A 15,636-nucleotide genomic window follows, 5' to 3' on the forward strand; every position below is an offset into this window, starting at 1 on the left:
TCAAAGTGAAAACAGGTAGGCGAACCTGCTTAAACCATGAGCCAGCACGCGAACAATACAGGGATTCAGTTGTCGGAATACCCGATTATCCATTAAAATGGATCGGATCAATATAAGCACACAAAGGGGGAAGTGCTTACTAATTATGAAACATAAACTACAAATGATGAAAATGCGTTGGTTGGGTGCAGCAGTAATGTTAACGCTGTACACATCATCGAGCTGGGCGTTCAGTATTGATGATGTTGCAAAGCAAGCTCAATCCTTAGCCGATAAAGGCTACGAGGCGCCAAAAAGTAACTTGCCCTCCGTTTTCCGCGACATGAAATATGCGGATTATCAGCAGATCCAGTTTAATCGCGACAAAGCATACTGGAGCAATCTCAAGACCCCATTTAAGCTCGAATTCTACCACCAGGGTATGTACTTCGACACGCCGGTCAAGATTAACGAAGTCACCGCCACTGCGGTGAAAAGAATCAAATACAGCCCGGATTACTTTAATTTTGGCGATGTTCAGCATGATAAAGACACGGTAAAAGATCTCGGTTTCGCCGGGTTCAAAGTGCTGTATCCGATCAACAGCAAAGATAAAAACGACGAAATCGTCAGCATGCTCGGTGCCAGCTATTTCCGCGTACTTGGTGCAGGCCAGGTCTATGGTCTGTCTGCGCGCGGTCTCGCGATAGATACCGCTCTGCCTTCTGGCGAAGAATTTCCCCGCTTCCGTGAGTTTTGGATCGAACGTCCAAAACCAACTGATAAACGTTTAACCATTTATGCTTTGCTGGATTCCCCGCGCGCGACCGGGGCGTATCGCTTTGTGATTATTCCTGGCCGTGACACGGTTGTGGATGTTCAGTCCAAAGTCTATCTGCGCGATAAAGTGGGCAAACTGGGCGTAGCTCCGTTAACCAGTATGTTCCTGTTCGGGCCGAACCAGCCTTCTCCGACGACAAATTATCGTCCTGAGCTGCACGACTCAAACGGATTGTCTATCCATGCTGGTAACGGCGAGTGGATTTGGCGTCCGCTGAATAACCCGAAACATCTCGCGGTGAGCAGCTTTGCGATGGAAAACCCGCAGGGATTCGGCCTGCTGCAACGTGGACGTCAGTTCTCCCGTTTCGAAGATATCGACGATCGTTATGACCTGCGCCCAAGTGCCTGGATCACGCCAAAAGGTGACTGGGGTAAAGGCAAAATTGAATTAGTTGAGATCCCCACTAACGACGAAACAAACGATAACATCGTTGCCTACTGGACGCCGGATCAACTGCCGGAAGCAGGCAAAGAGATGAACTTTAAGTACACACTGACGTTTACGCGTGATGAAGATAAGCTTCATGCGCCAGAAAATGCCTGGGTGCAGCAGACTCGCCGTTCCACAGGGGATGTCAAACAATCCAATCTCATTCGCCAGCCTGACGGCACTATCGCGTTTGTGGTGGATTTCACCGGCACCGAGATGAAAAAGCTGCCGCAGGACACCCCGATTACCGCGCAAACCAGCATTGGCGACAACGGTGAAATCGTGGAAAGCACTGTGCGTTACAACCCGGTTACGAAAGGTTGGCGTTTGATGCTGCGCGTGAAAGTGAAAGATGCGAAGAAAACCACTGAAATGCGTGCTGCGTTGGCCAATGCCGATCAGCCGTTGAGTGAAACCTGGAGCTACCAGTTACCTGCCAATGAATAAGACAACTGAGTATATTGACGCAATGCCGCTTTCGGATATCGAAAAAGCGGCACTGCCGAAAACTGACATCCGCGCCGTTCATCAGGCGCTGGATGCCGAGCACCGTACTTACTCGCGCGAAGATGATTCACCGCAGGGTTCTGTAAAAGCTCGCCTTGAGCAAGCCTGGCCAGACTCTCTGGCCAAAGATCAGTTGATAAAGGATGATGAAGGGCGTGACCAGCTGCAGGCAATGCCGAAAGCAACACGTACCTCAATGTTTCCCGATCCCTGGCGTACTAACCCGGTTGGTCGTTTTTGGGATCGCCTGCGCGGGCGCGATGTCACACCGCGTTATCTTTCTCGTTTGACGAAAGAAGAACAAGAGAGTGAGCAGAAATGGCGTACCGTTGGCACGATCCGCCGTTATACGCTGTTGATCTTAACGTTGGCGCAAACGGTCGTAGCGACCTGGTATATGAAGACGATCCTCCCTTATCAGGGATGGGCGTTCATTAATCCGGCGGATATGATGGGGCAGAACCTGTGGGTTTCCTTTATGCAGTTGCTGCCTTATGTGCTACAGACCGGTATCCTCATTTTGTTTGCCGTGCTTTTTTGTTGGGTATCAGCCGGTTTCTGGACCGCACTGATGGGCTTCCTGCAGTTGCTGATTGGGCGTGACAAGTACAGTATTTCTGCCTCAACGGTAGGGGATGAACCGCTGAATCCCGAGCATCGTACCGCGCTAATCATGCCTATCTGTAACGAGGACGTTGACCGCGTATTTGCGGGCCTGCGCGCTACGTGGGAGTCGGTTAAAGCCACGGGGAATGCGGAGCATTTCGATGTTTACATTCTGAGTGACAGCTACAACCCCGATATCTGCGTCGCGGAACAAAAGGCGTGGATGGAGCTGATTGCTGAAGTGCAGGGCGAAGGACAGATTTTCTACCGTCGCCGCCGTCGCCGTGTGAAGCGTAAAAGCGGTAACATCGATGACTTCTGCCGTCGCTGGGGCAACCAGTACAGCTATATGGTGGTACTGGACGCTGACTCCGTGATGAGTGGAGATTGTCTGACTGGTCTGGTACGCCTGATGGAAGCGAATCCGAATGCCGGGATTATCCAGTCTTCACCGAAAGCGTCTGGTATGGACACCCTGTACGCGCGCTGCCAGCAGTTTGCTACCCGCGTTTATGGACCACTGTTTACCGCCGGACTTCACTTCTGGCAGTTGGGTGAGTCGCACTACTGGGGTCATAACGCGATTATTCGTGTGAAACCGTTTATTGAGCACTGTGCGCTTGCACCGCTACCGGGCGAAGGCTCGTTTGCGGGATCGATCCTCTCCCATGACTTCGTGGAAGCGGCATTGATGCGTCGTGCGGGCTGGGGCGTGTGGATTGCCTACGATCTGCCGGGCTCGTATGAAGAGCTGCCACCGAACCTGCTGGATGAGCTCAAGCGTGACCGCCGCTGGTGCCACGGTAACCTGATGAACTTCCGTCTGTTCCTGGTTAAAGGAATGCACCCGGTTCATCGCGCGGTGTTCCTGACCGGTGTGATGTCCTATCTGTCAGCACCGTTATGGTTCATGTTCCTTGCACTTTCTACTGCCTTACAGGTGGTCCATGCGCTGACGGAACCGCAGTACTTCCTGCAACCACGTCAGCTGTTCCCGGTCTGGCCGCAGTGGCGTCCTGAGCTGGCTATCGCGTTGTTTGCCTCAACGATGGTGCTGCTGTTCCTGCCGAAGCTGCTAAGTATTTTGCTTATCTGGTGCAAAGGCACGAAAGAGTACGGTGGATTTATTCGCGTCACGCTGTCGCTGCTGCTGGAGGTTCTGTTCTCCGTGCTGCTGGCGCCGGTGCGTATGCTGTTCCACACTGTTTTCGTAGTGAGTGCCTTCCTCGGATGGGAGGTGGTGTGGAACTCGCCGCAACGCGATGACGACTCCACTCCGTGGGGCGAGGCGTTTATGCGTCACGGCTCTCAGCTGTTGCTGGGTCTGGTGTGGGCAGTAGGGATGGCCTGGCTGGATCTGCGTTTCCTGTTCTGGCTGGCTCCGATTGTCTTTTCACTAATCCTGTCGCCGTTTGTTTCCGTCATTTCCAGCCGCTCAACGGTTGGGTTACGTACCAAACGCTGGAAACTGTTCCTGATCCCGGAAGAGTATTCTCCGCCGAAGGTGCTGGTGGACACGGATAACTATCTGGAGCTGAACCGTAATCGTTCGCTGGATGACGGTTTCATGCACGCCGTGTTTAACCCGTCGTTTAACGCGCTGGCAACGGCAATGGCTACTGCGCGCCATCGTGCGAGTAACGTGCTTGAAATCGCACGCGATCGCCATGTCGAGCAGGCGCTGAATGAAACGCCGGAGAAACTGAATCGCGATCGCCGCCTGGTTCTGTTGAGCGACCCGGTGACCATGGCGCGTTTACATTATCGCGTCTGGAATTCACCAGATAAGTATTCCTCATGGGTTAATTATTATCAGGGGATAACCCTGAACCCACTGGCGCTCAGGAAAAAATAAGCGTGTGAAACGTAAAAATACCGGCCTGGAGCCGGTATTTTTTTATACTGAATATAAAAGTCATGAGGTATCCAGTGCGAATACTGGCTGTGGGAATGATGGTCTTTCTTCTGAGCGGATGCGGCAGCATTATTAGCCGGACGATCCCCGGACAAGGACACGGAAATCAATACTATCCCGGCGTGCAGTGGGATGTCCGGGACTCTGCGTGGCGTTATGTCACCATCCTGGATCTGCCGTTTTCGCTGGTGTTTGATACGTTGCTATTACCGCTCGATATACATCATGGGCCTTACGAATAACTATCGTTCATCCCATTCATCGGCTGCGGTCTGGCCTTCCTCTGTGTCAAGGGGAGGCTCCAGTTGAAATTCACCCTCATCCCATTCGTGGAGCGTATTTTCCTCCTGCCACTCCTGGCGAATATCAATCTCATCATAGTCACCATCAAAAACGCTTTGTGCCGCTTCACCGCTCAGCATGGGCAAACATTCGCCTTCACCATCATCTTCGTCGGCAAAGAACTCAGCTTGCCACATGATATCGCCATCCTGTAGCACGTACTTTTGTACGTTCAGTTGCTGGACACTGGCTTCGGCAGATTCAAGGCCTGAATTATCGGCCAGAAACTCTTCACGGGCTGCATCAATGGCTTCTTCAAGGGTGGGGTACAAGGCATTCATATTCGCATCCTGATCGCATGGGTGATTGGCTTAATAAAAAGATATAGGTGGTGTGGTGAAAACTGTCAAAGCATTCGTTTATCGCGAAGTTTCAGGTATGCAACGACTTGAAGCATCGGGTGTTTCTCACCCTAACCACACGGTTGTGGTGCTTCCTGGAACAACAAAAATACGGGTTGAACTCTGCCGCCAATACGATTCATGAACAATAAACCTTAAGTATCTAAGAATGGGGTGTAATGTATTAAACTCAAGCGGTTATGACTGGAGCACAATACGTGAGGATATTATAGTTTAAAGGGGGTGATTGAATAGCAAGCTTGCGACAGCTTACAATGAAAAAAACACAATGGGCAGATGAGATAAACATTAATTAACGGCATGAAATTAAAGGAGAATGATATCAAGAAGCAGATATAGATAACATCTGAAATCATCAACATTTAGTAATGTGGATAATATCGCCAATCATTTAATTTGTAACTCGTATGTAAACTCCTGGTTTGCATAAAAATGAATTCATCATATTTAATGAATAATAACAGAAGTTATAGATAAGCTATTTATCATTAAAAGATGAATAAATAATGTTGTGTTATGGGTTGAATTATTAATTTGCAAAAAGTAATAACTTAATATATAAAATGCTAAAAGGGATTCTTGCCAGGGCTGTTATGGATAATAGTAATTCAAACAATAGCAGGTTGATGCGTTATTACATAGTTTGCTTAGTCAGCTATCTTCTTGCTGGCGTGTGCCTTTCTCAGTATCAGTTAGAAGTGCAGAGTGTACCTCAAACAACATATTTAATTATCATCGTTGGGTTGTTTTTTCTGTACGGCACTATTTTTCTCTTTATGTTATTTCAATACCTTTGCAGGAAAGATCTAACATATCTGATGATATTAGGAATGGCATTTCTCAGTAATAATTTCTATTTTATAGAAACCATATATATCGTTCAGAATTTAATTAACGATAGTGTTTTGATAGAAAAACGTACAAATGATATCGCTATCTTCTATTATTTTAGGCAGGTGAGTTTTATTGTATTGCTTTTTGTATCATTGACAGCGTATAAAGCGACTTCCACCGTTATTGAGACTAAAGAAAGAGAACCATGTTACATCATTATAGCATTGCTGATTATGCTGGCAATTGCATTCATTTCGCATAACTTATCCAGTTATAATACTGATGTCACGATTGAAATTACCAGTCTCAAAGCTGACAATAAAACGATGCACTGGCATATTGGCTACATATATTCACTGATTATCGCATGGGGAACGGTCTTATTGTATCTGGCAGTGAAAACCAAACTGCACAGTATCTTATGGAAAAGCATCGCGTTACTGTGTTGTTCTGCAATCCTGACGAATGTTCTGCTGTTAAGTCTGGATGAATATAGTATGTATATTTGGTATGTCAGTAGGGGAATCGAAGTTATCAGTGCCTTATGTATCATATCTATATTAATGTACAATACGTTCATTATTCTTAAGAGAGAGACGGATTCAGCAATAAAAGATGCGATGACTAAGATATATAATCGAAAATTATTCTATAAGGCACTGAAGTCATCTTTAGTAAAAGGTGCTGTTTGTATAATGATACTGGATATAGATAAATTCAAACGCATCAATGATACTTATGGCCATCAGGAAGGCGATCGCGTTATAAAGAGTATTGTTGATATTGTCAATAAATCGATCAGGGACTCCGATATCTTTGCGAGAATTGGTGGGGAAGAGTTTGGGATCCTGATTAAGTGTAAAGATAAAGCTGAAGTAATGTTTGTTGCGGAAAGAATAAGAAAAAATGTTGAGACTGAAACAGCGGTACCTAATATATATGGCTTGAAAGAGAAAATGACAATCAGCATCGGTGTATATTGTAGTAAATCTGATGATTATTCTGCTGATAAAGTCGTATCATATGCTGATGCTGCGTTGTATGAAGCGAAAAACTCAGGTAGAAATAAAGTGGTTTACTATAACAGCTAGAATAATATTAAGCGTTATTGCGTGTTATGACGTTTAAAAAAGTGTGTAGCCAGTACGATCAGAATTGTAATTGAGTTCACTCTGCGTATCCCCCCACATTAAGCCAATCGATATGTTGGGGGACCATTGAGAATGAGTACGCAAATCATCCCGGGACCTGAGATCCCCGGCGGCGGCGCAGACTGTTCCATGAGTAGATCGCGTTGAATAACACAACACCCGCGGTGACGCAGAAGACGGCACGGAAGCCATAATTTGCCGATATAGCAGCTCCCATTAACGGCCCAGTCACGTTGCCGATATCACGAAATGACTGGTTGTAACTAAAGATGCGCCCGGCGATTTGGTTGGTTGAGTTATACACCAGCAAGGTCTGTACGGCAGGCAGCAATGCACCATCAGCGGCACCCAGTAAAAAGCGCAGCACGCCTAGCTGCCAGGGTGTCTGGACGAATGACATTGGGATCAACAACAGTACGGAGATAACCAATGCCACGATCAGGATCTTCTCCGGACCAATCCTGTCGCCCAATTTGCCGAGCCTTGGTGCGCTGATTAAGGCCGCAACGCCGGGTACAGAGGCAATCATCCCGCTGATAAACGCGATATTACTGACATTGCCCGCAAGCTCCCGTACATACAGCGTCAGGATTGGCGCAATGGAGCCGGTTGCAACCTGAATTATCAGGGTAGTGACAAACAAGCTCAGCACCAGCTTTGGATTCTTTAACGACGTCACGACTTCGCGAACGTGCAGCATCTCTTTCTTACTCACTGGCTGGAAGCGTTCACGGATAAAAAAGAGTGTCAGAATAAAACAGATCAACAGCACCAGGGCTGTGATGAAAAATACGGGGCGCAGACCATACTGATCGGCGAGTAACCCGCCCGCCAATGGCCCAAGTAAAGCACCGCTGACGCCGCCAGTGGAAAGTGTCCCCAACGCCCAGCCGCTTTTATTGCGTGGCACCTGGGTTGCGATCAGTGCGTTGGCATTAGGAATAAATCCACCGAGCAAACCCAGCAGGGCGCGCAGGATCAAGAACTGCCAGATATTTTGCGCCAGCCCCATCAGCAGCATGACGATGGCCATGCCCAGCGCCGAGCGTAAGAGCATAATTTTCCGGCCTTTACGGTCGGCCAGCCCACCCCAGAAAGGCGAGGCAATCGCTGAAAACAGGAAAGTGATGCTGAATACCAGCCCTGACCACATATTCAGGGCGCTGTGACCCGTCACGCCAAGACTCTCGACGTAAAGGGGTAAAAATGGCATGACCAGGCTAAATGCTGCACCGGTTAAAAAACAGCCCAGCCAGGCAACGGTAAGGTTGCGTTTCCAGTTTATGGGGGCATCAGAGGGTGACATAGCGATCCGCAGTGTGATGCGCTGTTTGCGCTATCGATTAAATATAAATAAGCAGGCTAATTATGCGCCTGGTTGATAGTTGCTGCAATGCGGATAGCAGTTAAACCTAAAAGGGGAGAGAAGGTGTTGCAGTCCACAGGACTGCAACAAAGACTCAGTACAAAGAGGGGGAGCCTTCAGGACGTGTCTTAAAGCGGCGATGTAGCCACATGTATTGCTCGGGGGCCATCATGATGCATTTTTCAACGATTTTGTTCATCCAGGCCGCCGTTGTTTCAGCATTGTCCAGCGGTGGTGAACACTCCGGTGGCAGCATAATCAATTGATACCCCTTGCCGTCAGGTTTACGGCGGGGAACAAATGGCACCAGACAGGCATTCGACATTCGTGACAGCATCCAGGTTCCGGACGTCGTTGCAGCCTGTTCAACGGCGAACAAAGGCACAAATACACTGGCGCGAGGGCCGTAGTCGTGATCCGGCGCGTACCACACCACTTCACCTTTTTTCAACGCCTTAATCATCCCTTTCAGGTCTTTACGATCGAGCATTGATTTATTGGAGCGCATACGCCCCCAGGTTTGTAGCCAGTCGAGCAGCGGATTGTCGTTAGGACGATACACACCAATTCCCGGCTCTTGTAAGCCAAACTGGCGTGCGCCCAACTCGAGCGTCAAAAAGTGCAGACCAACTAACAGGATCCCACGCTTTTGTGCCTGAACGTCCCGGATATGCTCCATTCCGATAACTTCAGTCCAGCGTGATATTCGCCTGTCAGACCAAAACCAGGCCATGCCGGTTTCCATTACGCCCATACCGACAGACTCAAAGTTCTTTACCATCATCTGCTGGCGTTCCTGCTCGCTCATTTGCGGGAAGCACAGTTCCAGATTGCGGGAAACAATCTTTGCCCGACGTTTCATCAAACGCAATGCCAGACGGCCTAGTGCACATCCCAATTTATAGAGCACTGGGTAGGGTAACTGCACGATTAACCAAAGGATGCCAATACCCAGCCAGGTTAACCAATAACGCGGATGCAGTAGTGCAGCCGAAAACTTGGGTAAATTCGTCATGTCTATCCTGTCTTCTAACGACCAATTCCCTGTATTGTCGCATTTTTTTGCGCGTATCTAAAATTTACGACGGGAGAACGGTGATTAAACCATCAATTGTTGTTGCGTTTTTATCGTGAAGTATGAAATGTAGCGTAAAATGTGTGGATGTAAATTGGCGATGTTTGCTTTATCATGCCGGCCGATTTTCATTTTTACTGATTGCAGGATACGTACACCATGCCAGTGTTACACAACCGCATTTCGAATGACGCGCTCAAAGCTAAAATGCTGGCGGAATCTGAGCCGCGTACGACGATTTCATTCTATAAATATTTTACCATCGCTGATCCTCAGCAAACGCGTGATGCACTGTATCAACTGTTCACTACACTGAATGTGTTTGGCCGCGTATATCTTGCACGGGAAGGCATTAACGCACAAATCAGTGTACCGCAAAGTCACGTTGATGCGTTTCGCCAACAGTTATACGCATTTGATCCTGCATTATCCGGGTTGCGTCTCAATATTGCATTAGATGATGACGGCAAATCATTCTGGGTTCTGCGCATGAAGGTCCGTGAGCGAATTGTCGCGGATGGCATTGATGATCCTGATTTTGACGCCAGCAACGTGGGTGATTATCTGAAAGCTGCTGAAGTGAATGCTATGCTGGACGATCCGGATGCGGTGTTTATTGATATGCGCAACCACTACGAATATGAAGTGGGTCACTTCGAAAATGCACTGGAGATCCCGGCAGACACCTTCCGCGATCAGCTGCCGAAAGCGGTAGAAATGATGCAGGAGCATAAGGATAAAAAAATCGTTATGTATTGTACTGGGGGGATTCGTTGTGAGAAAGCCAGTGCATGGATGAAACATAACGGATTTAGCAAAGTCTGGCACATCGAAGGCGGCATTATTGAGTATGCCCGCAAAGCGCGCGAGCAGGGGTTGCCTGTGCGTTTTATCGGCAAAAATTTTGTTTTCGATGAACGCATGGGGGAGAGGATCTCTGACGATGTGATTTCGCATTGTCACCAGTGCGGTACTGCATGTGACAGCCATACTAATTGCAAAAACGATGGCTGCCATCTGTTGTTTATTCAGTGTCCAGCCTGTGCGCAAAAGTATAAAGGCTGCTGTAGCGAACTGTGTTGTGAAGAGAGCGAACTGCCAGAAGAAGAGCAGCGTCGTCGTCGCGCCGGGCGTGAGAACGGCAATAAGATCTTTAATAAATCGCGGGGGCGTTTAAATACTAAGCTCGGTATTCCCGATCCTGCGCAATAACACGATGCCGGATGGTGGCAAAAGCCTCATCCGGCATCAATAGGACGTTATTTCTGCTGTACGCCTTCCACCGAGATAATTAATTCAACTTCCTGAGAAGCGGGACCGAGATCGGTGGTAATGTTGAAATCCTTCAGCTTTATTTTCCCTTGAGCTTCAAAACCGGCGCGTGTGCCACCCCATGGATCGCCACCCTGACCCATCAGCTTCGCGTCCAATGTTACCGGTTTGGTGACACCGTTCAGGGTCAGGTTACCGGTGATATCCAAATCGTTGCCCTCTTTCTTCACGCTGGTGGACGTAAAGGTGGCCTGCGGGAACTTGCTCACATTGAGGAATTCTGCACTACGCAGGTGTTTGTCACGCTCGGCATGATTGGTATCAACACTGTTGGTGTTGATGGTGACATTGACTTTATCGGCAGCCGGATTTTTCTCGTCAAAGGTAAATGTACCGTCGAAATCTTTAAATGTGCCGTACAGCCAGCTGTATCCCAGATGCTGAATGCGGAAATTAACAAAGGCATGCTGTCCCTCTTTGTCAATTTTGTAATCCGCCGCGATGGCAGAGCCGGTCGTGAATAATAAAGAGGCGAGTGTGAGTCCCAGCAGGTTTTTTTTCATTTTAAGCTCCATAGTCAGATGACGATTTTCCCAACATGCGATTAAGGGTATCGTCGTTATCGATAAAGTGATGTTTCAGGGCCATTAGCCCATGCAGAAGTGATAAAACCACCACGGTCCAGGCGAGCCATAAGTGCACGTTACCGGCGATGTCGGCTTGTACGCCTGCGTTGGCAAACGTGGCGGGAACATCGAACCAACCAAATACGCTGATTGCTTTACCGTCTGCGGTAGAGATCAGATAGCCGCTGATGACAATAGAAAAAAGCAGGGTATATAGCGTGAGGTGGCCCAATGCCGCCGCAATGCGGGTTAGACGGGAATAGCTTTTCAGCGCGGCAGGGGGAGGGGAAACAACCCGCCAGACAATGCGGACAACCAGTCCCATCATCAGCAACACACCGATACTTTTATGCAGTTCAGGCGCCTGGTGATACCAACCATCGTAATAACTGAGTGTTACCATCCATAAACCCAGAGCAAACATGCCATAGACGGCAATAGCGACCAGCCAGTGTAATGCGGCAGACACCACGCCATAGCGCTGTGGACTATTATTGAATTGCATAAACACACCGTTAGATATTTCAGAAGTGAATGAAAATGGCGTGTAAAAGACATTAATGCAACTAATAAATAACAATGGTGATGATATTTATTCTTATTTCAATAAAATTGATTAATTAAAGGCGCAATCATCAAATCGTTAGTGTGAGTGAACAAGGAGAAGGGCTTGAAAACAAGGAGGGATGAGAATTATGTTATTCAGTTTATTGCAATGAAATTAAGTAATTATCAGTTTTTGTCAATTAATGTCAGCGCATATCGATTAGAAGAACATAATATATATGACGTCCATAATCGCCAGCAGCGACCATAAAATAATGTAGAGCATGAAATGCTCGCGAATATTATTAACCAGATAGTGAAAGATGCGGCGCATCAATGTTATTCCTGTCATTAAAAATGGCCTCACCAACGAGGCCATTGATCAATTATCGCTTAAAACGGGACAGCCTGAATGGCGTCAGGTCAAAGGCTGACGGTTTACCTTGGGCAAAATCAGTCGCAATTTCGCCCAGTACGGAAGCAAACTTAAAACCGTGTCCGCTGAGTCCGGTAATCACCAGCGTGTTGTCATGGTCTGGCAACGTATCGATAATGAAGTCTTCATCTGGCGAGTTATCGTAAGTACAGGATGCGCCATGCAGACAACAGCCAATGCCAGGCAAAATAGTGCGCAGGAATGGGAACGCCTCAGAACCATCGCTGGCGACAGCGGCAAACGGTTTACGTTCTTCAGGTGAATGAATGACCTGTCCGCCGTTATGCCTGCCAATTTTTAACTCGTCATTTTCAGCCGGAAAACCATAGTATTGATCGCCATTAGGCAGTTCACCGGTAAATGCCGGGAATTTGTTTTTGACACTGTAGCGCCCGTCAGCCTGATACCATGCGAATACTTTACGCACCGGTTGTATCGGCAGTTCCGGCAGCAATGCCTTGACCCAGGTACCGGCGCTAACGACGACTTTTTTCGCGTGGTAGTCACCATCGGCTGTTGCAACCGTTACGCCATCATCGTGGTGATGAATCGCCGTGACGGGGCATTTAAACAGCTGTGCACAACCCGCCTCTTCAGCCAGGCGAATCCAGGTTTTAATGGCTAACTCACTGCGTAAAAAACCGGATTCGGCTTCAAACAGCCCGATATAGTTTTCAGGCACGCGAATTTCTGGCCAGCGAGCCATGATGGCTGCTGCATCCAGCTGTTCGACATTGAGCTGCCACTGTTTGGCACTTTGCGCCACGGTCGCTAAGAAGGTTGAATCTGCTGGGCCCAGGTTGATAACGCCAGAGCGAACAAAAACAGGCTCTTCATTTTGTGCGGAAAGTTCATCCCACAATGTTTGCGCACGTAGCACCAGTGGAACGTATTTTTCACCTTCGCCATACGCATGACGAATTAATCGTGTATCGCCGTGATGGCTGCCCTGTTGATGCGGTGGCATATGCGCATCGATCATCAAAACGTTGAGACCAGCGCGAGTGGCGTAGTATCCGGCTGCGGCGCCCACGGAACCGCTGCCAATAATGATTAAGTCGTATTTCATCCGCTTCTCTCTGCAATCGCGATAGCATACGTTAAATAATTCGAGTTGCAGGACAAAACGCCCTGGCGGTTTTGAACAGCGCTTACGCTGGCCCCAAAGGGGCGAGGCCAAAGGCCGAGTAAAGCCAACGCACATGCAACTTGAAGTAAGACAGGTATAGCAGGGTAAATAACTGAACCGGAATATTCAACCTGCAAATAAGAAAGGCACCGCGAAGGTGCCTTTTGATGGTGTGATGTATCAGGTTTAATGTCGCTGATACTCATTTACCTGGTAATCGCCAGATTCAATTTTGGCGATTCCGGCTTCTAATATCGAAATAAATTGCCTGGCAACATCAGTGGTTAACCAGAGCGTTTGACCGACTTCAGTCCCATCCGGGTCCGGACGATTCGGGGTCTGGTAGTGCAAACGCAGCATCAGCGCATCGTAGCTATCAACAGTGCTGATGTCCCACCCTACAAGCGGATGAGTCTGAATGACTTCATTATTCTTTTCCATCATGCCCCCTAATTCGTGTTACTAGACAACGGTTTTCGAGGTTCAATGCGTTTTTTTCTGAAGCAACTTCAGTATATCAATAAATAAGGGTATTCATTGAAAATTTAAAGAGGGCAGCGCATAAATTTTTTGTTTTCAGTGTTATCTGACTAATAAAACAACATGTTATTCATTTTTTTTTAGCATGTTGTGCAATTATTTTGGTGATTTGATTAAAAGATAATCAAGGTGTTTAATATAAATTATCTGCCAGCGTGGTGAATGCAAGATTGATTTAAAGGATTCACGTATAAAAAAGCCGGGGCGACCCGGCAAACAAACATCACTGCATATCATTTTTTATTCGTTGATGAACCAGTCATCCGCGCTTTCCCAGGTTTCCTGTAGGATTTCGCTGATGCGTTCTTTGTCCTCTTTTGATGCGCCAATAACCGACAGATTGTTGGCCCTGGCATAACGAACGGTAACGTTACCTTCGTTATCCGGAAAATGATGATGAATACGGCGGGAGAGTTCACCTGCCAGCGCGTCGATAGCACCGGCTGGTAAAGGTGAAGTTTTGGCAATAGTGACTTCAATACGCATAATAGCCCCCTGTTGGATATACTGGTTATTTATACAGTTAACTGCGCCAGTTGACAACAGTGGGCTACACTTTTTTAGCGTTTTACTGACCAGCGTACCGTTTCACCGCCAAGGAAAGGCACCAGCGTATCGTTTTCCAGCGCAATGCTCTCCGGGACCTGGTGCTCCACGCGTTCCAGCTCAATAAAGGTCTCATTCACCGGCAAACCATAGAACTGCGGGCCATTGAGTGAGCAGAAGGCTTCGAAATGGTCCAGAGCGTTCATCTCTTCAAACACGGTAGCATAGCTGCCCAGCGCGGTCGGCGCATTAAAGCAGCCCGCACAGCCGCAACTGGACTCCTTACGATGACGCGCATGCGGTGCGGAGTCGGTGCCAAGGAATGCACGACTGAATCCACTGGCAACCAGTTCACGCAGCGCCTGCTGGTGAACATTACGTTTGAGTATCGGCAAACAGTACAGATGCGGACGAATTCCGCCGACCAGCATATGGTTGCGGTTAAACATTAAATGCTGCGGTGTGATGGTTGCGGCAAGAAGCTCGTTGCCCTCGCGAACGTAGTCGGCGGCATCTTTGGTTGTGATATGTTCAAACACCACTTTTAGCGCGGTTAAACGCTGACGTAAGGGGTCCATCACCGTTTCGATGAAACGTGCTTCGCGATCGAAAATATCGATCTCAGCGTGCGTCACTTCACCATGCACCAACAGTGGCATCCCCAATTTTTCCATGCGCTCCAGTACCGGCATAATGGCATCGACCGAGGTTACACCGTGTGTAGAGTTGGTTGTTGCATTGGCGGGATAAAGTTTCGCGGCGGTGAAGACGCCTTCGTTGAATCCACGCTCAAGTTCATTAGGATCCAGCGTGTCCGTTAAGTAGCAGGTCATCAACGGCGTAAAGTGATGTCCGGCGGGTACAGCGTCCAGAATGCGCTGACGGTACGCAATGGCCGCATCAACGGTAGTGACCGGCGGAGCGAGGTTTGGCATAACAATCGCGCGACCATAAGTTTCACTGGTATAAGGCACGACAGTTTTCAACATGTCGCCATCGCGAAGGTGAAGGTGCCAGTCGTCTGGGCGGCGGATCTTTAAAACCTGGGATGGTGCAGTCATCAATATGCTCCGGCTGAGGATAGTCTTTTTTGCCGGAAACAAAGGATAAGCGGAAACGTTTTCGTTTGCA

15 protein-coding genes are annotated in these 15,636 nt (G+C 48.2%); 5 read left to right on the forward strand and 10 right to left on the reverse strand.

Going from position 1 to position 15,636, the window contains the following annotated elements; all coding sequences use genetic code 11:
• The first annotated feature begins 163 nt into the window (after positions 1-163).
• From mdoG to QMN38_RS05960, 3 genes are all read left to right on the forward strand, one after another.
• Positions 164-1,699: a glucans biosynthesis protein MdoG gene (gene mdoG, locus QMN38_RS05950; RefSeq protein ID WP_137383216.1), complete on the forward strand. Its 1,536-nt coding sequence runs from the start codon at positions 164-166 to the stop codon at positions 1,697-1,699.
• Positions 1,692-4,220, forward strand: coding sequence for a glucans biosynthesis glucosyltransferase MdoH (mdoH, locus tag QMN38_RS05955; protein WP_137383209.1), 2,529 nt, complete (start codon positions 1,692-1,694; stop codon positions 4,218-4,220). The genes mdoG and mdoH overlap by 8 nt, the downstream gene beginning before the upstream one ends.
• A 62-nt stretch (positions 4,221-4,282) precedes the next feature.
• Positions 4,283-4,522: a YceK/YidQ family lipoprotein gene (locus QMN38_RS05960; RefSeq protein WP_202927478.1), complete on the forward strand. Its 240-nt coding sequence runs from the start codon at positions 4,283-4,285 to the stop codon at positions 4,520-4,522.
• Here the strand turns inward: QMN38_RS05960 and QMN38_RS05965 are convergent, their stop codons facing one another.
• Positions 4,523-4,903, reverse strand: a complete 381-nt coding sequence (locus tag QMN38_RS05965; RefSeq protein WP_323604698.1) for a MysB family protein — start codon at positions 4,901-4,903, stop codon at positions 4,523-4,525.
• A gap of 674 nt (positions 4,904-5,577) precedes the next feature.
• On the opposite strand from QMN38_RS05965, the gene QMN38_RS05970 reads away from it, so the two are divergent.
• On the forward strand, positions 5,578-6,909 hold the full coding sequence (locus QMN38_RS05970; protein WP_323604699.1) for a sensor domain-containing diguanylate cyclase: 1,332 nt from the start codon (positions 5,578-5,580) through the stop codon (positions 6,907-6,909).
• A 145-nt stretch (positions 6,910-7,054) separates the two neighbouring features.
• Here QMN38_RS05970 and mdtG read toward each other — a convergent pair whose 3' ends face one another.
• Positions 7,055-8,275, reverse strand: a complete 1,221-nt coding sequence (gene mdtG / locus QMN38_RS05975) for a multidrug efflux MFS transporter MdtG (RefSeq protein ID WP_323604700.1) — start codon at positions 8,273-8,275, stop codon at positions 7,055-7,057.
• Between the two features lie 154 nt (positions 8,276-8,429).
• A complete protein-coding gene (locus tag QMN38_RS05980; protein WP_005129093.1) occupies positions 8,430-9,350 on the reverse strand; it encodes a Kdo(2)-lipid IV(A) acyltransferase in 921 nt (306 codons plus the stop codon).
• 219 nt (positions 9,351-9,569) lie between these two features.
• Between QMN38_RS05980 and trhO the strand changes: the two genes are divergently transcribed.
• Positions 9,570-10,622, forward strand: a complete 1,053-nt coding sequence (trhO, locus tag QMN38_RS05985; protein ID WP_271442813.1) for an oxygen-dependent tRNA uridine(34) hydroxylase TrhO — start codon at positions 9,570-9,572, stop codon at positions 10,620-10,622.
• 47 nt (positions 10,623-10,669) lie between these two features.
• On the opposite strand, the gene QMN38_RS05990 is transcribed toward trhO, so the two are convergent.
• From QMN38_RS05990 to pyrC, 7 genes are all read right to left on the reverse strand, one after another.
• Positions 10,670-11,245: a YceI family protein gene (locus QMN38_RS05990; RefSeq protein WP_061068131.1), complete on the reverse strand. Its 576-nt coding sequence runs from the start codon at positions 11,243-11,245 to the stop codon at positions 10,670-10,672.
• Between the two features lies 1 nt (position 11,246).
• The gene (locus QMN38_RS05995) at positions 11,247-11,813 is read right to left on the reverse strand and encodes a cytochrome b (protein WP_271442812.1); all 567 of its coding nucleotides are present in this window, start codon (positions 11,811-11,813) and stop codon (positions 11,247-11,249) included.
• A 261-nt stretch (positions 11,814-12,074) separates the two neighbouring features.
• Positions 12,075-12,188: a YceO family protein gene (locus tag QMN38_RS06000; RefSeq protein ID WP_003846814.1), complete on the reverse strand. Its 114-nt coding sequence runs from the start codon at positions 12,186-12,188 to the stop codon at positions 12,075-12,077.
• Positions 12,189-12,240: 52 nt separating this feature from the next.
• Positions 12,241-13,359 carry an N-methyl-L-tryptophan oxidase gene (solA, locus tag QMN38_RS06005; RefSeq protein WP_323604701.1) on the reverse strand — a complete coding sequence of 373 codons (1,119 nt, stop codon included), beginning with the start codon at positions 13,357-13,359 and terminating at the stop codon, positions 12,241-12,243.
• Positions 13,360-13,605: 246 nt separating this feature from the next.
• On the reverse strand, positions 13,606-13,860 hold the full coding sequence (bssS, locus tag QMN38_RS06010; protein ID WP_003036154.1) for a biofilm formation regulator BssS: 255 nt from the start codon (positions 13,858-13,860) through the stop codon (positions 13,606-13,608).
• 339 nt (positions 13,861-14,199) lie between these two features.
• Complete coding sequence (dinI, locus tag QMN38_RS06015) at positions 14,200-14,445, reverse strand: DNA damage-inducible protein I (RefSeq protein ID WP_323604702.1); 246 nt, start codon at positions 14,443-14,445, stop codon at positions 14,200-14,202.
• Positions 14,446-14,519: 74 nt separating this feature from the next.
• A complete protein-coding gene (gene pyrC / locus QMN38_RS06020; RefSeq protein ID WP_323604703.1) occupies positions 14,520-15,566 on the reverse strand; it encodes a dihydroorotase in 1,047 nt (348 codons plus the stop codon).
• Positions 15,567-15,636: the final 70 nt, after the last annotated feature.

It is taken from the genome of Citrobacter sp. R-1.5.2 (assembly GCF_035064245.1).
Taxonomy (GTDB): domain Bacteria; phylum Pseudomonadota; class Gammaproteobacteria; order Enterobacterales; family Enterobacteriaceae; genus Citrobacter.

Bases quoted from the DNA above. Each gene is read 5' to 3' on its own strand.
- mdoG (WP_137383216.1), top strand. From the start codon at position 164: ATGATGAAAATGCGTTGGTTGGGTGCAGCAGTAATGTTAACGCTGTAC.
- mdoH (WP_137383209.1), top strand. From the start codon at position 1,692: ATGAATAAGACAACTGAGTATATTGACGCAATGCCGCTTTCGGATATC.
- QMN38_RS05960 (WP_202927478.1), top strand. From the start codon at position 4,283: ATGAGGTATCCAGTGCGAATACTGGCTGTGGGAATGATGGTCTTTCTT.
- QMN38_RS05965 (WP_323604698.1), bottom strand. From the start codon at position 4,903: ATGAATGCCTTGTACCCCACCCTTGAAGAAGCCATTGATGCAGCCCGT.
- QMN38_RS05970 (WP_323604699.1), top strand. From the start codon at position 5,578: ATGGATAATAGTAATTCAAACAATAGCAGGTTGATGCGTTATTACATA.
- mdtG (WP_323604700.1), bottom strand. From the start codon at position 8,275: ATGTCACCCTCTGATGCCCCCATAAACTGGAAACGCAACCTTACCGTT.
- QMN38_RS05980 (WP_005129093.1), bottom strand. From the start codon at position 9,350: ATGACGAATTTACCCAAGTTTTCGGCTGCACTACTGCATCCGCGTTAT.
- trhO (WP_271442813.1), top strand. From the start codon at position 9,570: ATGCCAGTGTTACACAACCGCATTTCGAATGACGCGCTCAAAGCTAAA.
- QMN38_RS05990 (WP_061068131.1), bottom strand. From the start codon at position 11,245: ATGAAAAAAAACCTGCTGGGACTCACACTCGCCTCTTTATTATTCACG.
- QMN38_RS05995 (WP_271442812.1), bottom strand. From the start codon at position 11,813: ATGCAATTCAATAATAGTCCACAGCGCTATGGCGTGGTGTCTGCCGCA.
- QMN38_RS06000 (WP_003846814.1), bottom strand. From the start codon at position 12,188: ATGCGCCGCATCTTTCACTATCTGGTTAATAATATTCGCGAGCATTTC.
- solA (WP_323604701.1), bottom strand. From the start codon at position 13,359: ATGAAATACGACTTAATCATTATTGGCAGCGGTTCCGTGGGCGCCGCA.
- bssS (WP_003036154.1), bottom strand. From the start codon at position 13,860: ATGGAAAAGAATAATGAAGTCATTCAGACTCATCCGCTTGTAGGGTGG.
- dinI (WP_323604702.1), bottom strand. From the start codon at position 14,445: ATGCGTATTGAAGTCACTATTGCCAAAACTTCACCTTTACCAGCCGGT.
- pyrC (WP_323604703.1), bottom strand. From the start codon at position 15,566: ATGACTGCACCATCCCAGGTTTTAAAGATCCGCCGCCCAGACGACTGG.